Origin of the sequence: Paenibacillus sp. IHB B 3084, assembly GCF_001447315.1 — a bacterium.
In the GTDB taxonomy this organism is placed as follows: domain Bacteria; phylum Bacillota; class Bacilli; order Paenibacillales; family Paenibacillaceae; genus Paenibacillus.
The window spans coordinates 4,224,788-4,243,599 of the sequence record NZ_CP013203.1; the positions used below are offsets into that span (position 1 = coordinate 4,224,788).

The 18,812-nt window shown below is 49.1% G+C and carries 13 protein-coding genes and 3 pseudogenes; 12 read left to right on the plus strand and 4 right to left on the minus strand.

From position 1 onward, the window contains the following. The first annotated feature begins 259 nt into the window (after window positions 1-259). On the plus strand, window positions 260-1,708 hold the full coding sequence (locus tag ASL14_RS19875; protein WP_134913174.1) for a polysaccharide deacetylase family protein: 1,449 nt from the start codon (window positions 260-262) through the stop codon (window positions 1,706-1,708). Between the two features lie 89 nt (window positions 1,709-1,797). Here ASL14_RS19875 and ilvD read toward each other — a convergent pair whose 3' ends face one another. The 3 genes from ilvD to ASL14_RS19890 form a co-directional block, all read right to left on the minus strand. Next, complete coding sequence (gene ilvD, locus ASL14_RS19880; RefSeq protein ID WP_187644804.1) at window positions 1,798-3,486, minus strand: dihydroxy-acid dehydratase; 1,689 nt, start codon at window positions 3,484-3,486, stop codon at window positions 1,798-1,800. Window positions 3,487-3,722: 236 nt separating this feature from the next. Further along, window positions 3,723-3,971: a KGG domain-containing protein gene (locus ASL14_RS19885; protein ID WP_014282920.1), complete on the minus strand. Its 249-nt coding sequence runs from the start codon at window positions 3,969-3,971 to the stop codon at window positions 3,723-3,725. A gap of 175 nt (window positions 3,972-4,146) precedes the next feature. Continuing rightward, window positions 4,147-5,181 (minus strand): acyltransferase family protein, encoded by a 1,035-nt coding sequence (locus tag ASL14_RS19890; RefSeq protein WP_134913175.1) that lies wholly within the window; start codon window positions 5,179-5,181, stop codon window positions 4,147-4,149. 316 nt (window positions 5,182-5,497) lie between these two features. Here ASL14_RS19890 and ASL14_RS19895 point away from each other — a divergent pair, with 316 nt between their 5' ends. From ASL14_RS19895 to mgrA, 4 genes are all read left to right on the plus strand, one after another. Further along, window positions 5,498-6,304 carry an alpha/beta fold hydrolase gene (locus ASL14_RS19895; RefSeq protein ID WP_134913176.1) on the plus strand — a complete coding sequence of 269 codons (807 nt, stop codon included), beginning with the start codon at window positions 5,498-5,500 and terminating at the stop codon, window positions 6,302-6,304. A 16-nt stretch (window positions 6,305-6,320) separates the two neighbouring features. Beyond that, on the plus strand, window positions 6,321-7,100 hold the full coding sequence (locus ASL14_RS19900; RefSeq protein WP_134913177.1) for an HAD family hydrolase: 780 nt from the start codon (window positions 6,321-6,323) through the stop codon (window positions 7,098-7,100). Next, window positions 7,088-7,831 carry an NAD-dependent protein deacylase gene (locus ASL14_RS19905; protein ID WP_134913178.1) on the plus strand — a complete coding sequence of 248 codons (744 nt, stop codon included), beginning with the start codon at window positions 7,088-7,090 and terminating at the stop codon, window positions 7,829-7,831. Before ASL14_RS19900 ends, ASL14_RS19905 begins: the two co-directional genes overlap by 13 nt. Window positions 7,832-7,915: 84 nt before the next feature. Further along, window positions 7,916-8,935, plus strand: coding sequence for an L-glyceraldehyde 3-phosphate reductase (mgrA, locus tag ASL14_RS19910; protein WP_134913179.1), 1,020 nt, complete (start codon window positions 7,916-7,918; stop codon window positions 8,933-8,935). Window positions 8,936-9,130: 195 nt separating this feature from the next. Here mgrA and ASL14_RS19915 read toward each other — a convergent pair whose 3' ends face one another. Next, entirely contained in the window at window positions 9,131-9,997 is an 867-nt protein-coding gene (locus ASL14_RS19915) for an AraC family transcriptional regulator (RefSeq protein ID WP_134913180.1), read from the minus strand. Window positions 9,998-10,216: 219 nt separating this feature from the next. Here ASL14_RS19915 and ASL14_RS19920 point away from each other — a divergent pair, with 219 nt between their 5' ends. From ASL14_RS19920 to glcT, 7 genes and pseudogenes are all read left to right on the plus strand, one after another. After that, entirely contained in the window at window positions 10,217-11,395 is a 1,179-nt protein-coding gene (locus tag ASL14_RS19920; RefSeq protein ID WP_134913181.1) for a galactokinase, read from the plus strand. 1 nt (window position 11,396) lies between these two features. Further along, entirely contained in the window at window positions 11,397-12,386 is a 990-nt protein-coding gene (gene galE, locus ASL14_RS19925) for a UDP-glucose 4-epimerase GalE (protein WP_134913182.1), read from the plus strand. Window positions 12,387-12,404: 18 nt separating this feature from the next. Next, entirely contained in the window at window positions 12,405-14,048 is a 1,644-nt protein-coding gene (locus ASL14_RS19930; RefSeq protein ID WP_134913183.1) for a UDP-glucose--hexose-1-phosphate uridylyltransferase, read from the plus strand. Window positions 14,049-14,235: 187 nt separating this feature from the next. Beyond that, entirely contained in the window at window positions 14,236-15,399 is a 1,164-nt protein-coding gene (locus ASL14_RS19935; protein WP_134913184.1) for an iron-containing alcohol dehydrogenase, read from the plus strand. 174 nt (window positions 15,400-15,573) lie between these two features. Continuing rightward, a pseudogene (locus ASL14_RS19940) lies at window positions 15,574-16,088 on the plus strand (protease). Between the two features lie 48 nt (window positions 16,089-16,136). Then, window positions 16,137-17,671, plus strand: a pseudogene (locus ASL14_RS19945) (SPFH domain-containing protein). Window positions 17,672-17,863: 192 nt separating this feature from the next. Next, window positions 17,864-18,719: pseudogene (gene glcT / locus ASL14_RS19950) on the plus strand (glucose PTS transporter transcription antiterminator GlcT). The last annotated feature ends 93 nt before the right edge of the window (window positions 18,720-18,812 follow it).

Here is an 18,812-nt window from a genome sequence, read left to right on the forward strand (position 1 = left end):
ACGACTCCTTTAAGATTTTTACCTATTGTACACTAAATTGGATCTCTATGCTGCTTGTATAGGTACTCAAAGTAGAGAATCCAGATCAGCAGTATAACCGCCTTGAGCAGCATTGGGTTAGATCCGTAGTTGATTGTTATGCTCAAGAAAGAATGCAGCAAAATCTCGGCACGCTTACGACTTTGTGATAACATATAAGTAAGTGAGTTTTCCTCAGAAGCCTGCTTGGTAGTCAGAAATAGAAAAGTGGGGATAAAACGTGCAGACTTTGCTGTTATGGATGTTTTACATTTCAACTTTTTATGCTTTTATTCCGGCGCTGGTCAGTCGAATGTTTGGATTCCGGGTGTTCCGGCGGGGCAAAAGTGAGCAAGAGTATGCGCTCACCTTCGATGATGGTCCTGATCCGGTGTATACCCCGCAGTTGCTTGATTTGCTGAAACGTTTTGATGCCAAGGCTACTTTTTTTGTTGTAGGCATGCATGCGGAAAAACACCCGGAGCTTTTGAAACGCATGCATGACGAAGGTCACTTGATCGGTATTCATAATTATGTGCACAAATCGAATTGGCTTATGCGGCCCGTCACGGTCAGAAGACAAATTGCCCGGACAGAGGCAGTGATTCGCCGGGTAACCGGAGAGGGAACGACCTTTTACCGCCCACCATGGGGAATTGTGAATTTCTTTGATATTTCCAACGCGAATGGTCGCCGAATCGTATTATGGTCCTCCATGTTCGGGGACTGGAAGGCAAGCATCGGAGCAAAACAGTTGGCTGAGCGGATGCTCAAAAAGCTGAGAGGTGGCGAGGTGATGCTGCTCCATGACTGTGGTACGACACTGGGGGCAGACGCAGGCGCTCCGCAAAATATGCTGATTGCGCTGGAGAAGCTGTTGGTGGTTGCCCAAGAACGGAAGCTGCGCAGCGTACGTGTCGATACCTTGTTTTGTCGTCAGTCTGCCAGAAGACCCGCTACGACCGAAATATCCAGTATGGGCTGGTTTAAAAAAACGTTGGTATTCGGATGGTTGCTGTATGAGCGGCTATTTCACGCCTTGTTCCGTCTGCGTCCGGTGCGCAAGGAGGACACGATCTTTTACTACCGTCGGTGTATCTATCATGGGCCAAATGTGAACATGGAGAACGGCAGGTGGCTGGAAAAAGGGGACGCCATCGTCGAGCTGCATTTTGATAATAAAATGCTGTTTCAATTAGGCACAACCGCCAAGTCTATGGTACATTTGGCTATTCAACTGATTCGGATTGTGAAACGACAGCTTCCTGATCTAGCCTACCGGATTGCAGATGACCCCAAAATGAACGGTATTAAGGCCGTTTATGCAGTGAGTATGATTAACCGGGGCCCAGAGAAACTGGGTTTTCAGATACGAGATCTTCCCAAGGGACTGTTCAGGATAGTGTCAACCATATATTTAAAGCTGCTATTTAGTGTTATCCATCCTTCCGGCCCAGAGCAGTTGCATGAAAAAAGGGACGTAATGGTGCCAAAGATGATTGTGATGCCGATTGATACTCTGTTTGACCGTTTTTGGACAGGAAATTCATACCATACGGGTCAAGGCCAAAGCACAACCGACTCACGGGACGCTGCTCCTGTTCTCCACAGCGGAGTGACCCAGGATGCTAACGCTATTCAGGAAATAGTCAGAGCCTCACAAGCAGCGGATACAAGATCAAGTAGTTGAAATTAATGCAAAAAAGCCTCCCAACCCCTGTGATCAGGGTGTTCGGGAGGCTTTTGTTTATTCGTTTTTAAAACATATCATGATAAAGATTAGATTTTCATAATGCCGCCGTTGCTTGCATTGGTCACCAGCTTGGAGTAACGTGCCAGGTAACCTGTTTTAACTTTCGGCTCGAAGCCTTTCCAATTTGCGCGACGATGTTCAAATTCTTCGTCACTAATTTGCAGTTCAATCGTACGATTGTTCAGATCCAGCTCAATAATATCGCCGTCCTCAACAAAAGCAATAGGGCCGCCTTCTGCTGCTTCGGGGGAAATGTGACCGATGGAGATACCACGAGATGCGCCTGAGAAGCGTCCGTCTGTAATCAGGCCGACCTTGGCACCAAGTCCCATACCAACGATTTGTGAAGTTGGAGCGAGCATTTCAGGCATACCTGGTCCACCTTTAGGACCTTCATAACGGATAACAACAACATGGCCTTCTGCGATTTTACCGTTTGCGATGCCAGCCAGCGCATCTTCCTGTGAATCAAAGCAGATGGCAGGACCTTTGTGATAACCACCAACAGACGGATCAACTGCACCGACTTTAATGATGGAGCCTTGCGGTGCCAGGTTACCAAACAATACTGCCAAACCGCCGCGTTCGGAATAAGGGTTGTCCAGCTTGTGGATAACATTGGTATCCAGAATTTCCTGACCCTCTACGTTTTCACGGATTGTTTTTCCGGTTACAGTAATACAATCACCATGCAGCGCGCCCGGCTTCTTCAACAGTTCATTCAGCACTGCGCTGACGCCGCCTGCATTATGAACATCCTCGATATGGTAGTCGGAAGCAGGTGCCAATTTGGACAAATGAGGTACGCGGTTCGCCACTTCATTAATCCGTTCGATAGGGTAGTCTACTTCAGCTTCATGAGCCAGTGCCAATGTGTGCAATACTGTATTGGTAGAGCCACCCATTGCCATGTCCAGCGCAAATGCGTTATCAATAGCTTCTTTAGTCACGATATCACGTGGTTTCAGGTCCAGCTTGATCAATTCCATCAATTGACGTGCAGATTGTTTGACGAATTCTTTACGTTCTTCCGCTACTGCGAGAATGGTGCCGTTACCGGGCATAGCCAGACCCATCGCTTCTGCGAGACAGTTCATGGAGTTCGCTGTGAACATACCTGAGCAAGAGCCGCAAGTTGGACAGCCGTATTGTTCTAATTCCAGCAGGCTTTGATCGTCGATTTTACCAGCCTGATATGCACCTACACCTTCGAAGACGGAGGTCAGGGAGATCGAGCGTCCATTTTTGTCTTTACCAGCTTTCATGGGGCCGCCGCTGACGAAAATAGTCGGGATGTTCACGCGCAATGCGCCCATCATCATGCCGGGTGTGATTTTATCACAGTTTGGAATGCAGACCATGCCGTCAAACCAGTGAGCGGAAACAACAGTTTCCAGGGAGTCGGCAATAATTTCGCGGCTTGGCAGAGAATAACGCATACCAATGTGTCCCATGGCAATGCCGTCATCTACACCAATGGTGTTAAACTCAAAAGGTACGCCGCCTGCTTCACGAATGGCTTGCTTGACAATTTTGCCGAATTCCTGCAAATGAACGTGGCCCGGTACGATGTCGATATACGAGTTACATACTGCGATAAATGGTTTGTCAAAATCTTCTTCTTTAACGCCCGCTGCGCGCAGCAAGCTGCGGTGAGGAGCGCGGTCAAAGCCTTTTTTAATCATATCGGAACGCATTTTCGTCTTAGCTGTCATGATGCTGGTTTCCCCCCAAAGTATAAAATAGTATGGCGTTCAATGGACGCCGTAATAGCGCAGATGTTTTCTAAAGAGTCTATCATACATGTGCGCATATTTCTACATATATAGAAAGTAATCGATTGGATTTTTGTGATGTCGGCCAAATATGAAAAAGCCCACTCCGCAATAAAGCGGGATGGGCTTGAGCTTGCTTTTATAGTGATGAAGGGTATTTTATGTGGTACTGCACATTAATTTCTGCCGCCTTTGCGTCCAATGTCCCTGTAAAAATCTTTGTCATGGGACTCAGCCGTAGCATCGCCGCCACGTTTACCAATTTCCTGATAAAATTCTTTATCATGGGAGTTAGCGGTGGCTTGCCCGCCTTTTTTACCAATCTCCTGATAAAATTCCTTATTGTGCTTCTTGGATGTAGCTTCTCCCCCCATACGACCTGCCTCTTCGCGACTCATTTTACCCTGATCCTGATTACGTGCCATGACAAATCACTCCTTTATGAAAAGTTGTTTTTTGTTGCGCGCATCCATTACTTACCACATCACGCCTTGATGAAACAGGCCCTTTGCTAAGTAAAGAGGGTCAGGGTCCGCCTGATTTTTCGTCTGATAGCGGATTGTCGCGTGCAGATACTTGAATCAGAATGGACATAAAAAATTATGCGGATCGTTTAAAAAGGTAAGGAGACGGTTTAAGCATCCAGTCGACCCGTGGCTCGATTAAAGGATGTGTTGCATTCCGCACCCAAGGCAGAGTCAGCAGACAGCACAGACCCGCAGCACACGCTACAATCAGCATCACTTCTACCGGAGTGTCTATATAATCGTAAATTCCCTTGGCAACAGTGGTGCGGACAATCAGACCATGAAGTAAAAAGACGTATAATGTCCGCCGCCCCATTTCAGTTATACGTCCAGTGACGGCTGGAACAAAGCTCAGAAACGCGATAGCCGCTATGAATTGCACTCCGTAAATGCCAATGCGGTAAATCCCCGCATACCATTCGGTATGACCAAGCTCACCATAAGTCATGCTGCCATACAGCCAGCCTGCCGGAATGCCGTAGTACGACGTTCCCGCCAGTACCATAAGCAGAAGGGATACAACGCCTGCGATCACACGAACTGGAGTCGTGAAGAAGCGGCGAACATCGGCATAATGCAGATGATACCCTGCTACGAAAAAGGGCAAATAAACAAAGGTTCTGCTTATGCTGAGCCAGATGCCATCCACTGGTAGATACCCGACAAGGATACCCAGCAGCACGGAGATACCTATTTGGACAACAGGCGGCATTCCCTGGAAAGCAAGCATCAGCAGTCTCCAGCAAATATGACTGGCAAGGAACCAGAGCAGCAAATAAGGTGCAAAAAAAGAATGATGAATATGAGGGACATGGAAGAGCGCAGCATCCAATATCGAATAGAGGGTTTGGAAAATAAGATATTGCATACCGATCTGAAGCAAGACTTTCCGGCCTGCGTGCCCAGCTAACGAGGTTTTGGCAAAGTACCCTGTAACGAGCACGAACAACGGCATATGAAACATGAATATCCAGCTAAACCATTGTTGGGCGATGTGAAGCGAGCCGACCAATGGCTCCAGAGCATTGCCTGCAAATACGCATATGATCAGCATAAAGCGCAAATTGAGAAAGAAGCTTTCTCCTTGTATGTCATGGCTTGTCGTCATGTAATTCCCTCCGAACGGCACTCAGCCGAGTAAACTCTGTATAAAATAATCCTTACAAGGAACAAGGTACGATACTCTGAGCCTTATCATTGTGATTTTATTCACAATAGTAAGCGCTGTCATGTCCTTATTATGTGGCGGAAGCTTGAACAGGGGGAAAAGACCGGGCTAATGTCTGGAAATGTCTTCTTATTTGACCCTGTGTGCGCAACGATGGTACCCTAACAAGGCTATAGATAAGCTGATTTGCGCAGCAAAAAAATTTCATACACAAGTCATGAATCATGAGGTGCGAAATACGAAAGGAACATTTAAAATGAGAAGAAGAACGAGAAGATCATACAGCTCATATGGGACACGCGGTCCCCGGAAAATATGGAAAATTCTTTTGGGTATCCTGATTGTCATTGTGCTTATCGCAGGCTGGGGAGCATGGAAGGTATTTACGCCCTATCAGCCTGACAACACGGCCACTGCCGCATTAGCAGAAGTAGCCGATGCTGTGAAGGTGAACGAACAGGAGCATTGGGTTGGTTTTGAGCCTGCAAAAAGAAATGGTATCGGAGTTATTTTGTACCCGGGTGCTTTGGTGAAGCCTGAAAGTTACGCTCCTTTAGCCCACCGTCTGGCGCAAAAGGGTCATCATGTGATCATTGCAAAAATGCCGCTGAATCTTGCATTGATTTCCCCGGATTTGGCGGGTGAGGTACTCAAGGCATATCCGAAAGAAACTTTTGTGATTGGAGGCCATTCGTTAGGTGGTGTTATAGCTGCCCGCTATGCGGCTGCACATCCCGATCAGGTCAAGGGCGTATATTTCCTTGCTTCCTACCCAGACAATAAGGGTAATTTGAAGGATAAAAATCTGCCGGTCATTTCCCTGCTTGGAAGTGATGATGGAGTTATTAAAATGGATAGTGTTCAGAGTGGAAGAGCTTATCTACCAGCCAATACGCTGTATTTTACAGTTGAGGGCGGCAATCATGCCCAATTCGGCAGCTACGGAGCCCAAAAGGGGGATAGCCCAGCGAAAATTAGCCCAGCCGAGCAATGGAATCAGACGGTTTCAGCTTTGCAGGACTGGATGAAAGAGAGTGTAGATTCAGCTCCAAAAAACCAGTAATGAGGAGGCGGGCTGCATGTCTGAGTTAGTCGTTCAGGGACAGCGCTTTCCATGCCGTGGCATTTTATTGGACAAGGATGGCACACTGCTGGATTTTATTCAGTTGTGGGGTCCCTGGGCCCGTTCTATACTGGATATGCTGGAACAGCATCTTGCCGTGGCAGGTACAGATTTTATGGTGGAAAAAGGCAGCATTCTGGGTACGATCCACGACCCTGAGGGGCGCGTGATCGGCTATGATCCTTCCGGCCCGCTGGCGATGGGGACAGTGGATGAAAGTACGGGCGTACTGGCTTGGCAGCTTTATACTGCCGGTGTACCATGGAATGAAGCAGTGAGGCTGGTTCGGGATTTTAACAAAGCGGCGATGGCTGATGTGCGGCGACATCGGGCAGCGAAGGTGTTTCCGGGCTTACGGACGCTACTGGAGCAAAGCTGCCGTGCCGGATTGAAGCTGGCAGTCGTGACCTCTGACAGTACAGAGGCTGCGCAGGAGCACCTGGAGTGGATGGGGCTGACGTCATATTTTGACGAGGTCATCGGACACGACAGGGTTACATACGGTAAGCCGGATCCGGAAATGGCTGAAAAAGCTTGCTCCTTGCTGGGACTGTCACCAGCGGATGTAGTTGTCATCGGAGACAGCAACGGGGATATGCAGATGGGCAAGCGTGCCGGGGTGCGGCGGGCCATCGGATTTGCGCCAGAGCCGGAACGTTCCGGTCATTTGCTGGATGCGGACATCATCGTCCGCGGATATGAAGAGCTGGAGGTGCGTGAAACATGGACAAAATAAAAACGTTGGCTGATTGGATACAGCAATCACAAAACATTGTTTTTTTCGGCGGGGCGGGTACGTCGACGGAGAGCGGTATCCCGGATTTTCGTTCGGCGGCCGGTCTGTATCAGAGTGAGGAAAAATTGCCTTATCCCCCAGAGGTTATGCTTAGCCGTTCCTTTTTTGTGAAGCATCCTGAAGTGTTCTTCGGCTTCTACCGTAGCAAAATGCTGCATCCGGATGCAGAGCCGAACGGCTGCCATCGTTTCCTTGCGTCACTGGAACAGCAAGGCCGCCTCAAAGCAGTCGTGACGCAAAACATTGACGGCTTGCATCAGGCCGCAGGCAGTGTGAATGTGCTGGAACTTCACGGCTCGGTGCACCGCAATCATTGTATGGAATGCGGGCGCTTTTACAGTTTGAACGAAGTAATGGACAGCTCCGAGGCAGTGCCCAAATGTCCGGTAGACGGGGGAATTATCAAACCGGATGTCGTTTTATACGAGGAAGAGCTGGATCAAGATACGCTTGTCCGGTCCATTCAAGCCATTTCGCAGGCCGATCTGCTATTCATCGGCGGAACCTCGCTGACGGTGCATCCTGCGGCGGGGCTGATTACTTATTTTCACGGTAAACATACGGTACTGCTTAATACAGACCCCACTTCATATGATCACAAGGCGGATCTCCTGATTACCGATCCCATCGGCAGGGTTATGGGAGAACTCGGCAGTCAATTGAGTTTGTAATCGTTTTCTTGTCAACGGCTGGATAAAGGCGCTATGATGTTGTTGTAATGGACATAACAATGTTTCGAGAGAGGCTGGGATAGCATGGTTTATTTGGCTGGCGATGATCGTTATGAAAATATGAAATACAACCGCACAGGGAGATCGGGCCTTAAGCTTCCTGCCATTTCACTGGGCTTGTGGCACAATTTTGGCGGGATTAACAATGCGGAGAACGGCCGTAACATGGTTACCCGCTCCTTTGATTTGGGGATTACGCACTTTGATCTAGCTAATAACTATGGTCCTCCAGCGGGTTCGGCAGAGGAATTTTTTGGGCAAGTGTTGGCGAGTGATTTGAAGCCGTACCGGGATGAGATGATCATTTCGACCAAGGCTGGCTACTATATGTGGCCGGGGCCTTATGGTGAATGGGGCTCACGCAAGTATGTGATATCCAGTCTGGATCAGAGCTTGAAGCGGTTGGGGCTGGATTATGTCGATATATTCTACTCCCACCGTTTTGATCCTGATACGCCGCTGGAGGAAACAATGCAGGCACTGGATCATATCGTACGTTCCGGCAAGGCGTTGTACGTGGGCGTGTCTAATTATAGCGCGGAGCAAACGGCAGAAGCCGCTCGTATTTTGAAAGAGCTGGGAACACCGATGCTGATTCATCAGCCAAAATATTCTCTGCTCGACCGCTGGATTGAAAACGGATTGCAGGATGTACTGGACGAAAATGGGATCGGCAGTATTGCCTTTTGCCCACTGGCTCAGGGACTGCTGACCAATAAATATTTGAACGGAATTCCCGAGGATTCTCGGGCGGCGAGTACGTCTGTTTTCTTAAATGAGAACCATGTGACGCCAGAAACGCTCCGTAAGGTGCGCGCCTTGAATCAGATGGCGGCTGCACGCGGACAAAGCTTGGCCCAATTTTCACTTGCCTGGTCTCTGCGCGGCGGTCGCTTAACCTCTGCTCTGATTGGGGCAAGCCGTGTGAGTCAAATTGAAGAAAACGTTGCTGCCTTGTCCAATCTGGACTTTTCACAGGAAGAACTGGATCGGATTGATTCGATTCTGAATGCCGGGAACGGACAGGACGGCGGCACAGCCTAAAGGCCCCAAAATATTTCATCATCATCGGTATAACGTGCATGTTATCATATCCGAAATACACGCAACAGCCCGCATCGTTGAAGGATGCGGGCTGTTTGCCATGTTCCGAACCATACGGATTGGTCGTTGCTTATGCTGCAACGGAGGATCAATCCCCGAACGGAGCAGGCAGAATAAATGAACGATTAAAGTCTGCTAAGGTTGCGGATATTGCTGAACCTTGCTTCGATACTGAGTTGGCGACTGACCGCAGAAGCGCCTGAATTGACGTGAGAAATACAAAGCGTCGGTCAATCCCACCGAAGCGGCCACCTGCTCCACCGAAAGCTCGGGACGCTCGCGCAGCAGTTGGCGAGACTTGTCAATTCGCAGCTTGAGCAGATAGGTAACAGGGGAGACGCCTGTTTCCTTCTTGAATATGCGTGACAAATACGCACGGTTATAACCAAGTCCTTCGGACATTTGTTCGATAGAAACGGGATGTGCATATTGAGTGGACATATATTGGACCATCTGCTTGACCGTCCGCCGAATTTGCGAATCCGCCCCGGTCGGGTCAGACCAGTCGCTTAAATGATTACCCGCTTCCCCCATGATCAGATACAGGTAACCGAGGGCTGCAAGATGTGAGCTGGATTTTCGGCTGTAAAAGGCTAACTGCATCTGCTCCAAATAGCCGGGGATCAGGCTCTCACCGGAAGCGTGGAAGACAGGCTGATGCACGTGTAGCCCTGCTTCCTGCACCATCTGTTCGGTATGCTGTCCCGTAAATGCAGACCAGCGATACCGCCACGGTTCCTCTTCATCGGAGGTGTAGCTTACAAGCTGACCGGGATGAATCAGGAAAAAATCATTTTTTTCAAGCTGATATGCGTGCTGCTCTGTTCGGAAGATACCTTTTCCCGATTCCACGAAATGGAGTAGATAGTAATCATAGAGCTTCGGCCCAACAGCATGACCGGATTTGGTTTGGCTCTCCCCGGCAAAAAGCACGTGCAGTGGGCTATTTTCATAAAAGACCGGATTGGAGGCCACAGCATAACTATATGAATGCGTTTGCAAATATGGTCATCCTTCCTAGATTTGTGAATGGTTTAATAGATGCGGTATACTTACATTGTACATATCCAAGTCACATTTATCCATAGCTTTAACACATGGATGCATTACATTATTTAACGCTTTCATTTATACTGAAATCATAAGAAGTGTCAACCTGATTAAGTTTGTTACAGGGAAGTCAGGGGGGCCTTTACTAACGGTGATGAGGTGGATGCGGATATGAACACTACTGAAATAAAGAAACGTTTTATCGACAAATATGGTGAAAGCAGCCATGAGCTGCGGATATTTCATGCTCCCGGGCGTGTCAATTTGATTGGGGAGCATATCGACTACAACGGTGGTTATGTACTCCCGGCTGCACTGGAATTCGGTACAACGCTGATTCTCCGTGCACGAAATGATGATGAAATTCATTTTGCTTCGACAAACCTGTCATATGAAGTGTCCATACCGCGTGGAGAAATAGGTAACAACAAAACGGACGAATGGGTGGACTATCCAGTGGGTGTGATGGTGGAGCTGGCTAAAAAGGAAGTTTATCCGTCTAGCGGATACGACCTGCTCTATCATGGAGAAATACCGAATGGTGCCGGATTGTCATCATCTGCTTCCATTGAGGTCGTAACAGGCTACGCGCTGCTCACTGCCGAAAAGCAGGCAACAGACACGGTTGAAATTGCGCTGTTGTCCCAGCGGGCAGAAAACAATTATGTAGGCGTCAATTGCGGCATTATGGATCAGTTCGCCGTAGCCAACGGTGCGGCCGATCATGCGATTCTGCTGATGTGCGATACGCTGGAGTACCGCAAGGTGCCTTTTCGTACGGGCGTTTATAAGCTGGTCATCGGCAATACGAACAAACGTCGTGGGCTGGTAGACTCAGCCTATAACGAGCGTCGCAGCCAATGCGCCGAGGCGTTGTCGATATTGCAGCAGCAGGAGCCGTCACTGGAATATCTCGCTCAGCTGGATGAAGCCCGCTTCGGTAAGCTCCAGCATTATATTGCGGATGAAACAGTACGCCGCCGGGCACAGCATGTGGTGGAGGAAAACGCTCGTGTGCTGGCTTCTGTCGATGCCCTTGCGGCGAATGATCTTGCAGCCTTTGGACAGTTGATGAACGCTTCACATGATTCGCTACGCGATCTGTATGAGGTCAGCTGTACGGAGCTGGATGTAATGGTGGAAGAAGCAAGACGTATTCCCGGCACGCTGGGCTCGCGTATGACGGGAGCCGGATTTGGGGGCTGTACGGTTTCACTGGTTCATGAGGACGATGTGGAACGGTTTGTGAAGGAAGTCGGCGAAGCTTATCAGACCCGGACAGGGCTGGAAGCCAGCTTTTATGTATGTAAGGCGGGAGACGGAGTTAAAGAACAGAAGGAGGACGAATAACATGGCCATTTTAGTAACAGGCGGAGCCGGATATATCGGTTCACATACCGTAGCAGAACTGTTGGATCGGGGAGAAGAGGTTGTGGTGCTGGACAATTTGCAGACCGGGCACAAGGCAGCACTGCTCGGAGGCAAGCTGTATGAAGGCGATCTGAGAGATAAAGAACTGCTGTCCAGACTGTTTTCCGAAAATAGTATCGACGCGGTTATCCATTTCGCAGCCAACTCGCTGGTTGGGGAAAGTATGCAAAATCCGGGTAAATATTATGACAACAACGTATTCGGCGCGTTGAGCTTGCTGGAGGCCATGAAGGATGCTGGTGTGCGCAGGATCGTATTTTCCTCCACTGCGGCTACCTATGGCGAACCGGAAAAGGTGCCGATTGAAGAGGGAGACCGTACAGAGCCAACGAATGTATATGGTGAAACGAAGCTGATGATGGAGCGCATGATGTCGTGGTTTGATAAAGTATTGGGCATCAAATATGTGTCCTTGCGGTATTTTAATGCGGCTGGTGCGCATGAGAGCGGCAAAATCGGCGAGGATCATCGTCCGGAAAGTCATCTGATTCCGCTGGTACTTCAGACAGCACTGAAACAGCGCCCGCACATTGCGGTGTTTGGTGAGGACTATGCTACACCTGACGGAACATGCATCCGGGATTACATTCATGTGAGCGATCTGGCAGATGCCCATGTGCGTGCGGTGAATTATTTGCGCGAAGGCCATGACAGCAACGTGTTTAATCTGGGCAACGGACAGGGCTTCTCGGTGAAGGAAGTTATCGAGACGGCGCGCAAGGTCACTGGACTCGACATTCCGGTCGTTACAGAGCCACGGCGCTCGGGTGATCCGGCAGTATTGGTTGCCTCTTCTGACAAGGCACGTTCGGTGCTGGGCTGGAGTCCGGCGCGTACCCAACTGGAGGACATTATCAGCGGAGCTTGGGGCTGGCATCAGTCGCACCCTCAGGGCTACGGCGACGAATAGACGGGAGACGATGACATAATGAGCGAGAGTCAATCCGCAGCTAGAGGCCAAGACCGGGACCATTCCCGGCCTGTGGCCCATGACATCGACGAAACTGTACAGCAATCCGCTCTGTATGCGATTGAGCAGCTGGTTGCATTCGCACAAAACCGGGGATTGATCGGTCCGCAAGACACAGATTACAGTCGTAATCTGCTGCTGGAGCAGTTCGGGTTCTCTGAGCCTTACTCCGGCGGGGAGGCAGGGGGCATCACAGCCCCCGAAGTTCTCCAGCCTGTGCTTAATGTATTGATTGATTATGGCTATACGATTGGACTCATATCGGAAAACACAGCTACGTACCGTGATTTGCTGGATTCCAAAATTATGGGTCTCCTGATGGCAAGACCGTCTGAAGTCATCCGTGACTTTCGCCAAACGGAGGCTGAACGCGGCATAGAGGCGGCGACAAATGCTTTTTATCAACTGTCCATCGACTCGAATTACATCCGAATGGGCCGCGTTGCCAGCAATGTGTTCTGGAATCAGCAGACACCGTACGGAGATATGGAAATCACGATTAATCTGTCCAAGCCGGAGAAAAGTCCAAAGGAAATCGCAATGGCGAAGCTTCTTCCGCCGCCCGTTTATCCAAAATGTCAATTATGCCGTGAAAACGTTGGGTATGCCGGAAGGGTGAATCATCCGTCCCGCCAAAACCTGCGTATCATTCCGCTGGAATTGAACGGGGAACCGTGGTTCTTCCAATATTCGCCCTATGTGTACTACAACGAGCATTGCATCGTATTCCATCACGATCATGTGCCGATGAAGCTTACGAAGGATACACTGCGGCGGTTGCTGGCATTTACGAAAGCGTTTCCGCACTATTTTATCGGTTCCAATGCCGATCTGCCGATTGTCGGGGGCTCTATTCTGACTCACGATCATTTTCAAGGTGGACGTCATACGTTCCCCATTGAAAAAGCGGAGGTGGACGTTGTGTACCGCAATGAAGCCTTCCCGCAAGTCACAGCAGGTATTGTGAACTGGCCGATGTCAGTGATCCGCTTTACTTCAACGGATGTCGAAGCGTTGCTGGAGGCGGGAAATGCCGCTTTTGAAGCCTGGAAGACATACAGCGATCGCGCAGTGGATGTCCTCTCTCATACGGAGCAAGACGGAGAAGCGGTGCCGCATAATACGGTTACACCGATTGTACGTCGGGATGCGGAAGGAAAGTACCAGATGGATCTGGTGCTGCGCAACAACCGGACGAGTGATGAGTACCCGGAAGGTATTTTTCACCCTCATCGGGAGATGCATCATATCAAGAAGGAAAATATCGGCCTAATCGAGGTTATGGGGCTTGCGATTTTGCCGGGGCGGCTTAAGGATGAACTGGATGAAATTGCAGATATTTTGTGTGGGAACGACGAGCTGGCTGTAGCTATGCAGCAGGAAGGGCATCCGCTATTCAAGCATGCGGACTGGATTTACCAGTTGAACACCCGATTCGGTCGCCTGCCTGACAAGGAGACGGCTGTTCGTACCGTACAAAATGAGGTCGGACTGAAATTCAGTGAAATATTGGAGCATGCAGGGGTGTACAAGCGCAATTCGGAAGGTCAGCAAGCGTTTGGACGATTTATACAGCAACTGGGTTATACTACAGGGGAATAAAACAAATGCAGGCAGCGCATAATACAGTGCGAGAACCCTCCCAAGATATGACATGGAACCATGCTCCTCAGGAGCGTGGTTTTTTTTTCTGAAAAAGAAGCAAATTTGTTTCCTGTAACTGAAAAGGTTATAATAGAGGAGTTCCTTAACATTAAACTTTAGAAAATATTGGAGGCGAACGTTTGCGATGAAAGCATTCGAATTTTATAATCCTACTCAATTGATCTTCGGTAAAGGGCAATTAGAGGCTCTCAAGCGTGAAGTTCCTAAATACGGTAAACGTGTACTGCTTGTATATGGCGGCGGCAGCATTAAGCGCAGCGGCTTGTATGATAATGTAATAAGTCTGCTTAAAGAGATTGGCGCAGAGGTAACGGAACTGGCTGGTGTAGAACCAAATCCTCGCTTGTCTACAGTACATAAAGGCGTGGAATTGTGTAAAACACATCAAATCGACCTCGTACTGGCTGTTGGCGGCGGTAGTGTGCTGGATTGCTCCAAAGCGATTGCTGTCGGGGCGAAATATGATGGCGACATGTGGGATTTTGCAGAGCGTAAAGCGGCTCCGCAGGCAGCATTGCCTTTAGGTACAGTTCTGACGATGGCAGCTACCGGTTCCGAAATGAACGCAGGTTCTGTCATTACGAACGAAGAAACACAGGAAAAACTGGGATGGGGCAGTGTATTTGCGTTCCCTGCGTTTTCCATTCTTGATCCGGTGAACACGTATTCTCTGCCACAAAATCAAACGGTGTACGGAATCGTGGATATGATGTCACATACGCTGGAGCATTACTTCCATTTGGAATCTAACACTCCGGTTCAGCTTGGCTGGTGTGAAACGATTTTGCGTACAGTTATTGATGCGGCTCCTGGCCTGGTCAACGATCTGGAAAACTACGAGCTGCGTGAAACGATGATGTACTGTGGTACGATGGCGCTGAACGGCTTCCTGAACATGGGGCTGACAGGTGACTGGGCAACTCATAATATCGAGCATGCAGTGTCTGCTGTTTATGATATTCCACATGGCGGAGGACTGGCGATTTTGTTCCCGAACTGGATGAAGCACAATCTGCATGTGAAGCCTGAACGCTTCAAGCAACTGGCTGTGAATGTGTTCCATGTGAACCCGGAAGGCAAGAGTGATGAAGAAGTAGCGCTGGAAGGTATTCAGGCGTTGCGTGATTTCTGGAACTCGATTGGTGCGCCAAGCCGTCTGGCTGATTACGATATTGATGATTCCAAAATCGACGTTATGGCTGATAAAGCTGTGAAATTCGGTTCTTTTGGTGGCTTTAACAAGCTGAATCGCGAAGATGTAGTGGAAATTTACAAAGCATCCCTGTAATTCAGTTTTTAGATAATTGTAAGCGCGTTTGTACGTCAATAGACGTATGGACGTGCTTTTTTGGGTTTGATTTGGAATTTAAGAGGAAAATTTTGAAACTTTTTAAGGTTGAATACGTAAACATAGTTATAGGCTGGAAACCAGACTGAAAAGGTACATGGAAGGAGGAGCCGCATGGAAACCATATTTTGGTGGTTATTGGCAGGGGCGCTATCTTTACTGTGGTCAGTGTATTGATCGGGGATGTACTTGGTGGCTGGCTGGATGGATTGGAGCTGCCGGGCCTCGATTGGTTCAGACCCGTCGTTTTACTTGGAGCGATGACCGCTTTTGGCGGGGCTGGTGTGTTGCTGACGAAATATACCGGGCTGAGCATGGGCTGGGTCGTTGTGTTTGCCTTTGCGATTGCATTTGTGATCGGAGTGCTTGTGTTTTTTGCGTTTATCAAGCCCATGGCGAACTCGGAGGTGTCCAGCGGCTTCTCGATGCGTGAGCTGACCGGAAGGATCGGTGAGGTCACCGTTCCGGTACCTGAGGTTGGTTACGGGGAGGTTATGATCCGCTTGGGTGCAGGCAACACCATACATACAGCATCGAGCTTTGATCACAAACCGCTAGCTGCGGGAACCCGTATCGTCGTGGTTGAGGTCGCAGAGGGTGTCGTCCGCGTAGCGTATCTGGATACGTAGACGGCGCATTCGCTTAACTTGAAGGGAGCGTGAACGGGAGTGTCAAGTTTGCAGGATATTGTGTTGGTCCCGGGGATTGTCGTCATCGTTATCGTCATATTAGGGATTGCTTTTTGGGCCCGTTACAAAACGGTAGGACCGGATGAAGGAATGATCGTTACGGGTTCATTTTTGGGAAATAAAAATATTTCCGAGGATGATTCCGGTCGTAAAATCAAAATTGTGCGCGGCGGGGGTGCCTTTATATGGCCTATTTTTCAGCAGTCCGAATTTATTTCTCTATTGTCCCACAAACTGGATGTAACAACACCGGAAGTGTATACGGAGCAAGGAGTTCCCGTGATTGCGGACGGTGTGGCGATCATCAAGGTCGGCAGCTCCATTGAGGATATAGCAACAGCAGCGGAGCAGTTCATCGGGAAGCCGCTGGAGGCCCTCAGGGGAGAAGCTCAGGAAGTGCTGGAGGGCCATTTGCGTGCGATCCTCGGCTCGATGACAGTGGAGGAAGTATATCGTAATCGAGATCGGTTTGCGCAGGAAGTACAGGGCGTGGCTGCTCGCGATCTGAAAAAGATGGGTCTGCAAATTGTCTCGTTCACGATTAAAGATGTGCGTGATAAGCACGGATATCTGGATGCGCTTGGTAAGCCGAGAATTGCCGCTGTGAAACGGGACGCAGAAATTGCCGAAGCCGAGGCGGTACGGGATGCCCGGATACAAAAGGCGCGTGCCGAACAGGAAGGGCAGAAGGCTGAACTGTTGCGTGATACAAACATTGCCGAGGCAGCCAAGGAGAAGGAACTGAAAGTGGCTTCGTTTAAAAAGGAGCAGGATACAGCCAAGGCGGAAGCCGATCAGGCTTATCACATTCAGGAGGCCCGTGCCAAGCAGACTGCCGTCGAGGAGCAGATGAAGGTCGAGCTGGTGCGCAAGGAGCGCGAAATTGATCTTCAAACCAAGGAAATTCAGGTACGTGAAAGCAATATGATGCGGAAGTGAAGAAGAAGGCGGAAGCGGATCGGTATGCGGTAGAGCAAGCCGCGGAGGCGGATAAATCACGTAAAATGCGTGAGGCGGAATCGCTGCAATACTCGATTGAGACACAGGCTAAAGCGTCTGCTGAACAAAAACGACTGAATGGGCAAGCGGAAGCGGATGCGGAACGCGCCAAAGGTACGGCGGATGCTGACGTCATCCGTTTGCGTGGTCTGGCGGAAGCCGAGGCCAAGGAAAAGCTGGCGGAGGCGTTCCAGAAGTTTGGTGAGGCAGCCGTACTCGATATTATCGTGAAAATGCTGCCTGAACTGGCCGGCCGGATTGCTGAGCCAATTGCGTCCATTGATAAATTAACGGTTGTGGATACAGGCAAGGGAGAAGGAGCAGCGCGTGTCAGCAATTATGTCACAGAGCTAATGGCTACAGCTCCAGAGATGCTCAAGAGTGTGTCCGGTATTGATGTAGAGCAGTTAATTAAGGGGCTGACCACGGGGAAAAAGGGCCTTCATTCCGTATCGTCCTCCGGTGAAACGGATAAGCTGCACATTCATGCCCCGGTTGAGGTTGCGCCGCGGGATAAAGAATAGCCGCAGGGCTTACAGGAGCAGATACCCCTTAACAGAAAGAACGCTTTTCATCACAGCTTTTCCCGGTTATTGTGATGAAAAGCGTTTTCTTTTTATTGACCTTTAGCGGAATATTTGGTACTTTAACGTGGATTCCTCTGAGCTTCATGCTCTAATTCTTAGGATCAAGGTTCAGATAAAAGAGGTGCGGATGTGAGCAGCCTACAAGTGGCGAAAGCGCTGAATAACAATGTGATTATCGGGATGCATCCCGAGCATGATGAGGTTGTTGTGATTGGAAAAGGAATCGGTTTCAATCGCAAAAACGGCGATCTTATACCGTTGGATTCAGTTGAAAAATTATTTATATTAAAAGCCATGAGGAGCAGGAGCAATACAAGCGATTGCTTCCCGAGCTGGATGAAAAGCTCATTGAGGTCATTGGTGAGGTGCTTCACCATGTTCAGCTTCAAGCGAAGAAGCCTCTGAATGAGCACATATTGATTGCTTTAACCGATCACATCGCCTTTTCCATTAATCGTCAGAAACAGGGCATTACGATCCATAATCCGTTTTTGTATGAAACGAGAGAAATTTACCCTCAGGAATACAAGATGGCTGAACAGGCAGTCTCTTTGATCAAGGACAAGATGGGTGTGGATCTGGGAGAAGATGAAATCGGATTCGTGGCCTTGCATATTTACAGTGCCATGACGAACCAGCATATTTCCGAGGTCAGGAAGGATTCTCGATTGATTGCTGATATGGTACAGGTAGTAGAGACTACGCTGGATTATCGCATTCCTCTCCAATCCCTGGATTACTCACGTCTGCTGACTCATCTGAGGTTTGCGATTGAACGTGTACGTCGGGGAGAGATTGTGCAGGAGATTTACCGATTGGACAAGCTTTGAATGAAGAGTATCCGGAAATGTATATGTTAGCCTGGAAGCTCACGAAGATTATGGAGAAAAGGCTTCGCAAACCCGTATATCCGGCTGAGGTTAGCTATTTGACGATGCATTTACAGCGGTTGTCCCAACGCAAAGAGCAGGGAGATCAATGTTAGAACAGCTAGAATCGAAAAAGTATTGCCTCACTTTTGGCAGAATGCTATAATGAATTTCGTAATGAGCAAGACAACAATTGAATATCTAACGTG

What these genes read in the sequence shown, in the direction of transcription:
- ilvD (WP_187644804.1), bottom strand. Translation starts at nt 3,486, where the DNA reads ATGACAGCTAAGACGAAAATGCGTTCCGATATGATTAAAAAAGGCTTT.
- ASL14_RS19885 (WP_014282920.1), bottom strand. Translation starts at nt 3,971, where the DNA reads ATGGCACGTAATCAGGATCAGGGTAAAATGAGTCGCGAAGAGGCAGGT.
- ASL14_RS19890 (WP_134913175.1), bottom strand. Translation starts at nt 5,181, where the DNA reads ATGACGACAAGCCATGACATACAAGGAGAAAGCTTCTTTCTCAATTTG.
- ASL14_RS19895 (WP_134913176.1), top strand. Translation starts at nt 5,498, where the DNA reads ATGAGAAGAAGAACGAGAAGATCATACAGCTCATATGGGACACGCGGT.
- ASL14_RS19900 (WP_134913177.1), top strand. Translation starts at nt 6,321, where the DNA reads ATGTCTGAGTTAGTCGTTCAGGGACAGCGCTTTCCATGCCGTGGCATT.
- ASL14_RS19905 (WP_134913178.1), top strand. Translation starts at nt 7,088, where the DNA reads ATGGACAAAATAAAAACGTTGGCTGATTGGATACAGCAATCACAAAAC.
- mgrA (WP_134913179.1), top strand. Translation starts at nt 7,916, where the DNA reads ATGGTTTATTTGGCTGGCGATGATCGTTATGAAAATATGAAATACAAC.
- ASL14_RS19920 (WP_134913181.1), top strand. Translation starts at nt 10,217, where the DNA reads ATGAACACTACTGAAATAAAGAAACGTTTTATCGACAAATATGGTGAA.
- galE (WP_134913182.1), top strand. Translation starts at nt 11,397, where the DNA reads ATGGCCATTTTAGTAACAGGCGGAGCCGGATATATCGGTTCACATACC.
- ASL14_RS19930 (WP_134913183.1), top strand. Translation starts at nt 12,405, where the DNA reads ATGAGCGAGAGTCAATCCGCAGCTAGAGGCCAAGACCGGGACCATTCC.
- ASL14_RS19935 (WP_134913184.1), top strand. Translation starts at nt 14,236, where the DNA reads ATGAAAGCATTCGAATTTTATAATCCTACTCAATTGATCTTCGGTAAA.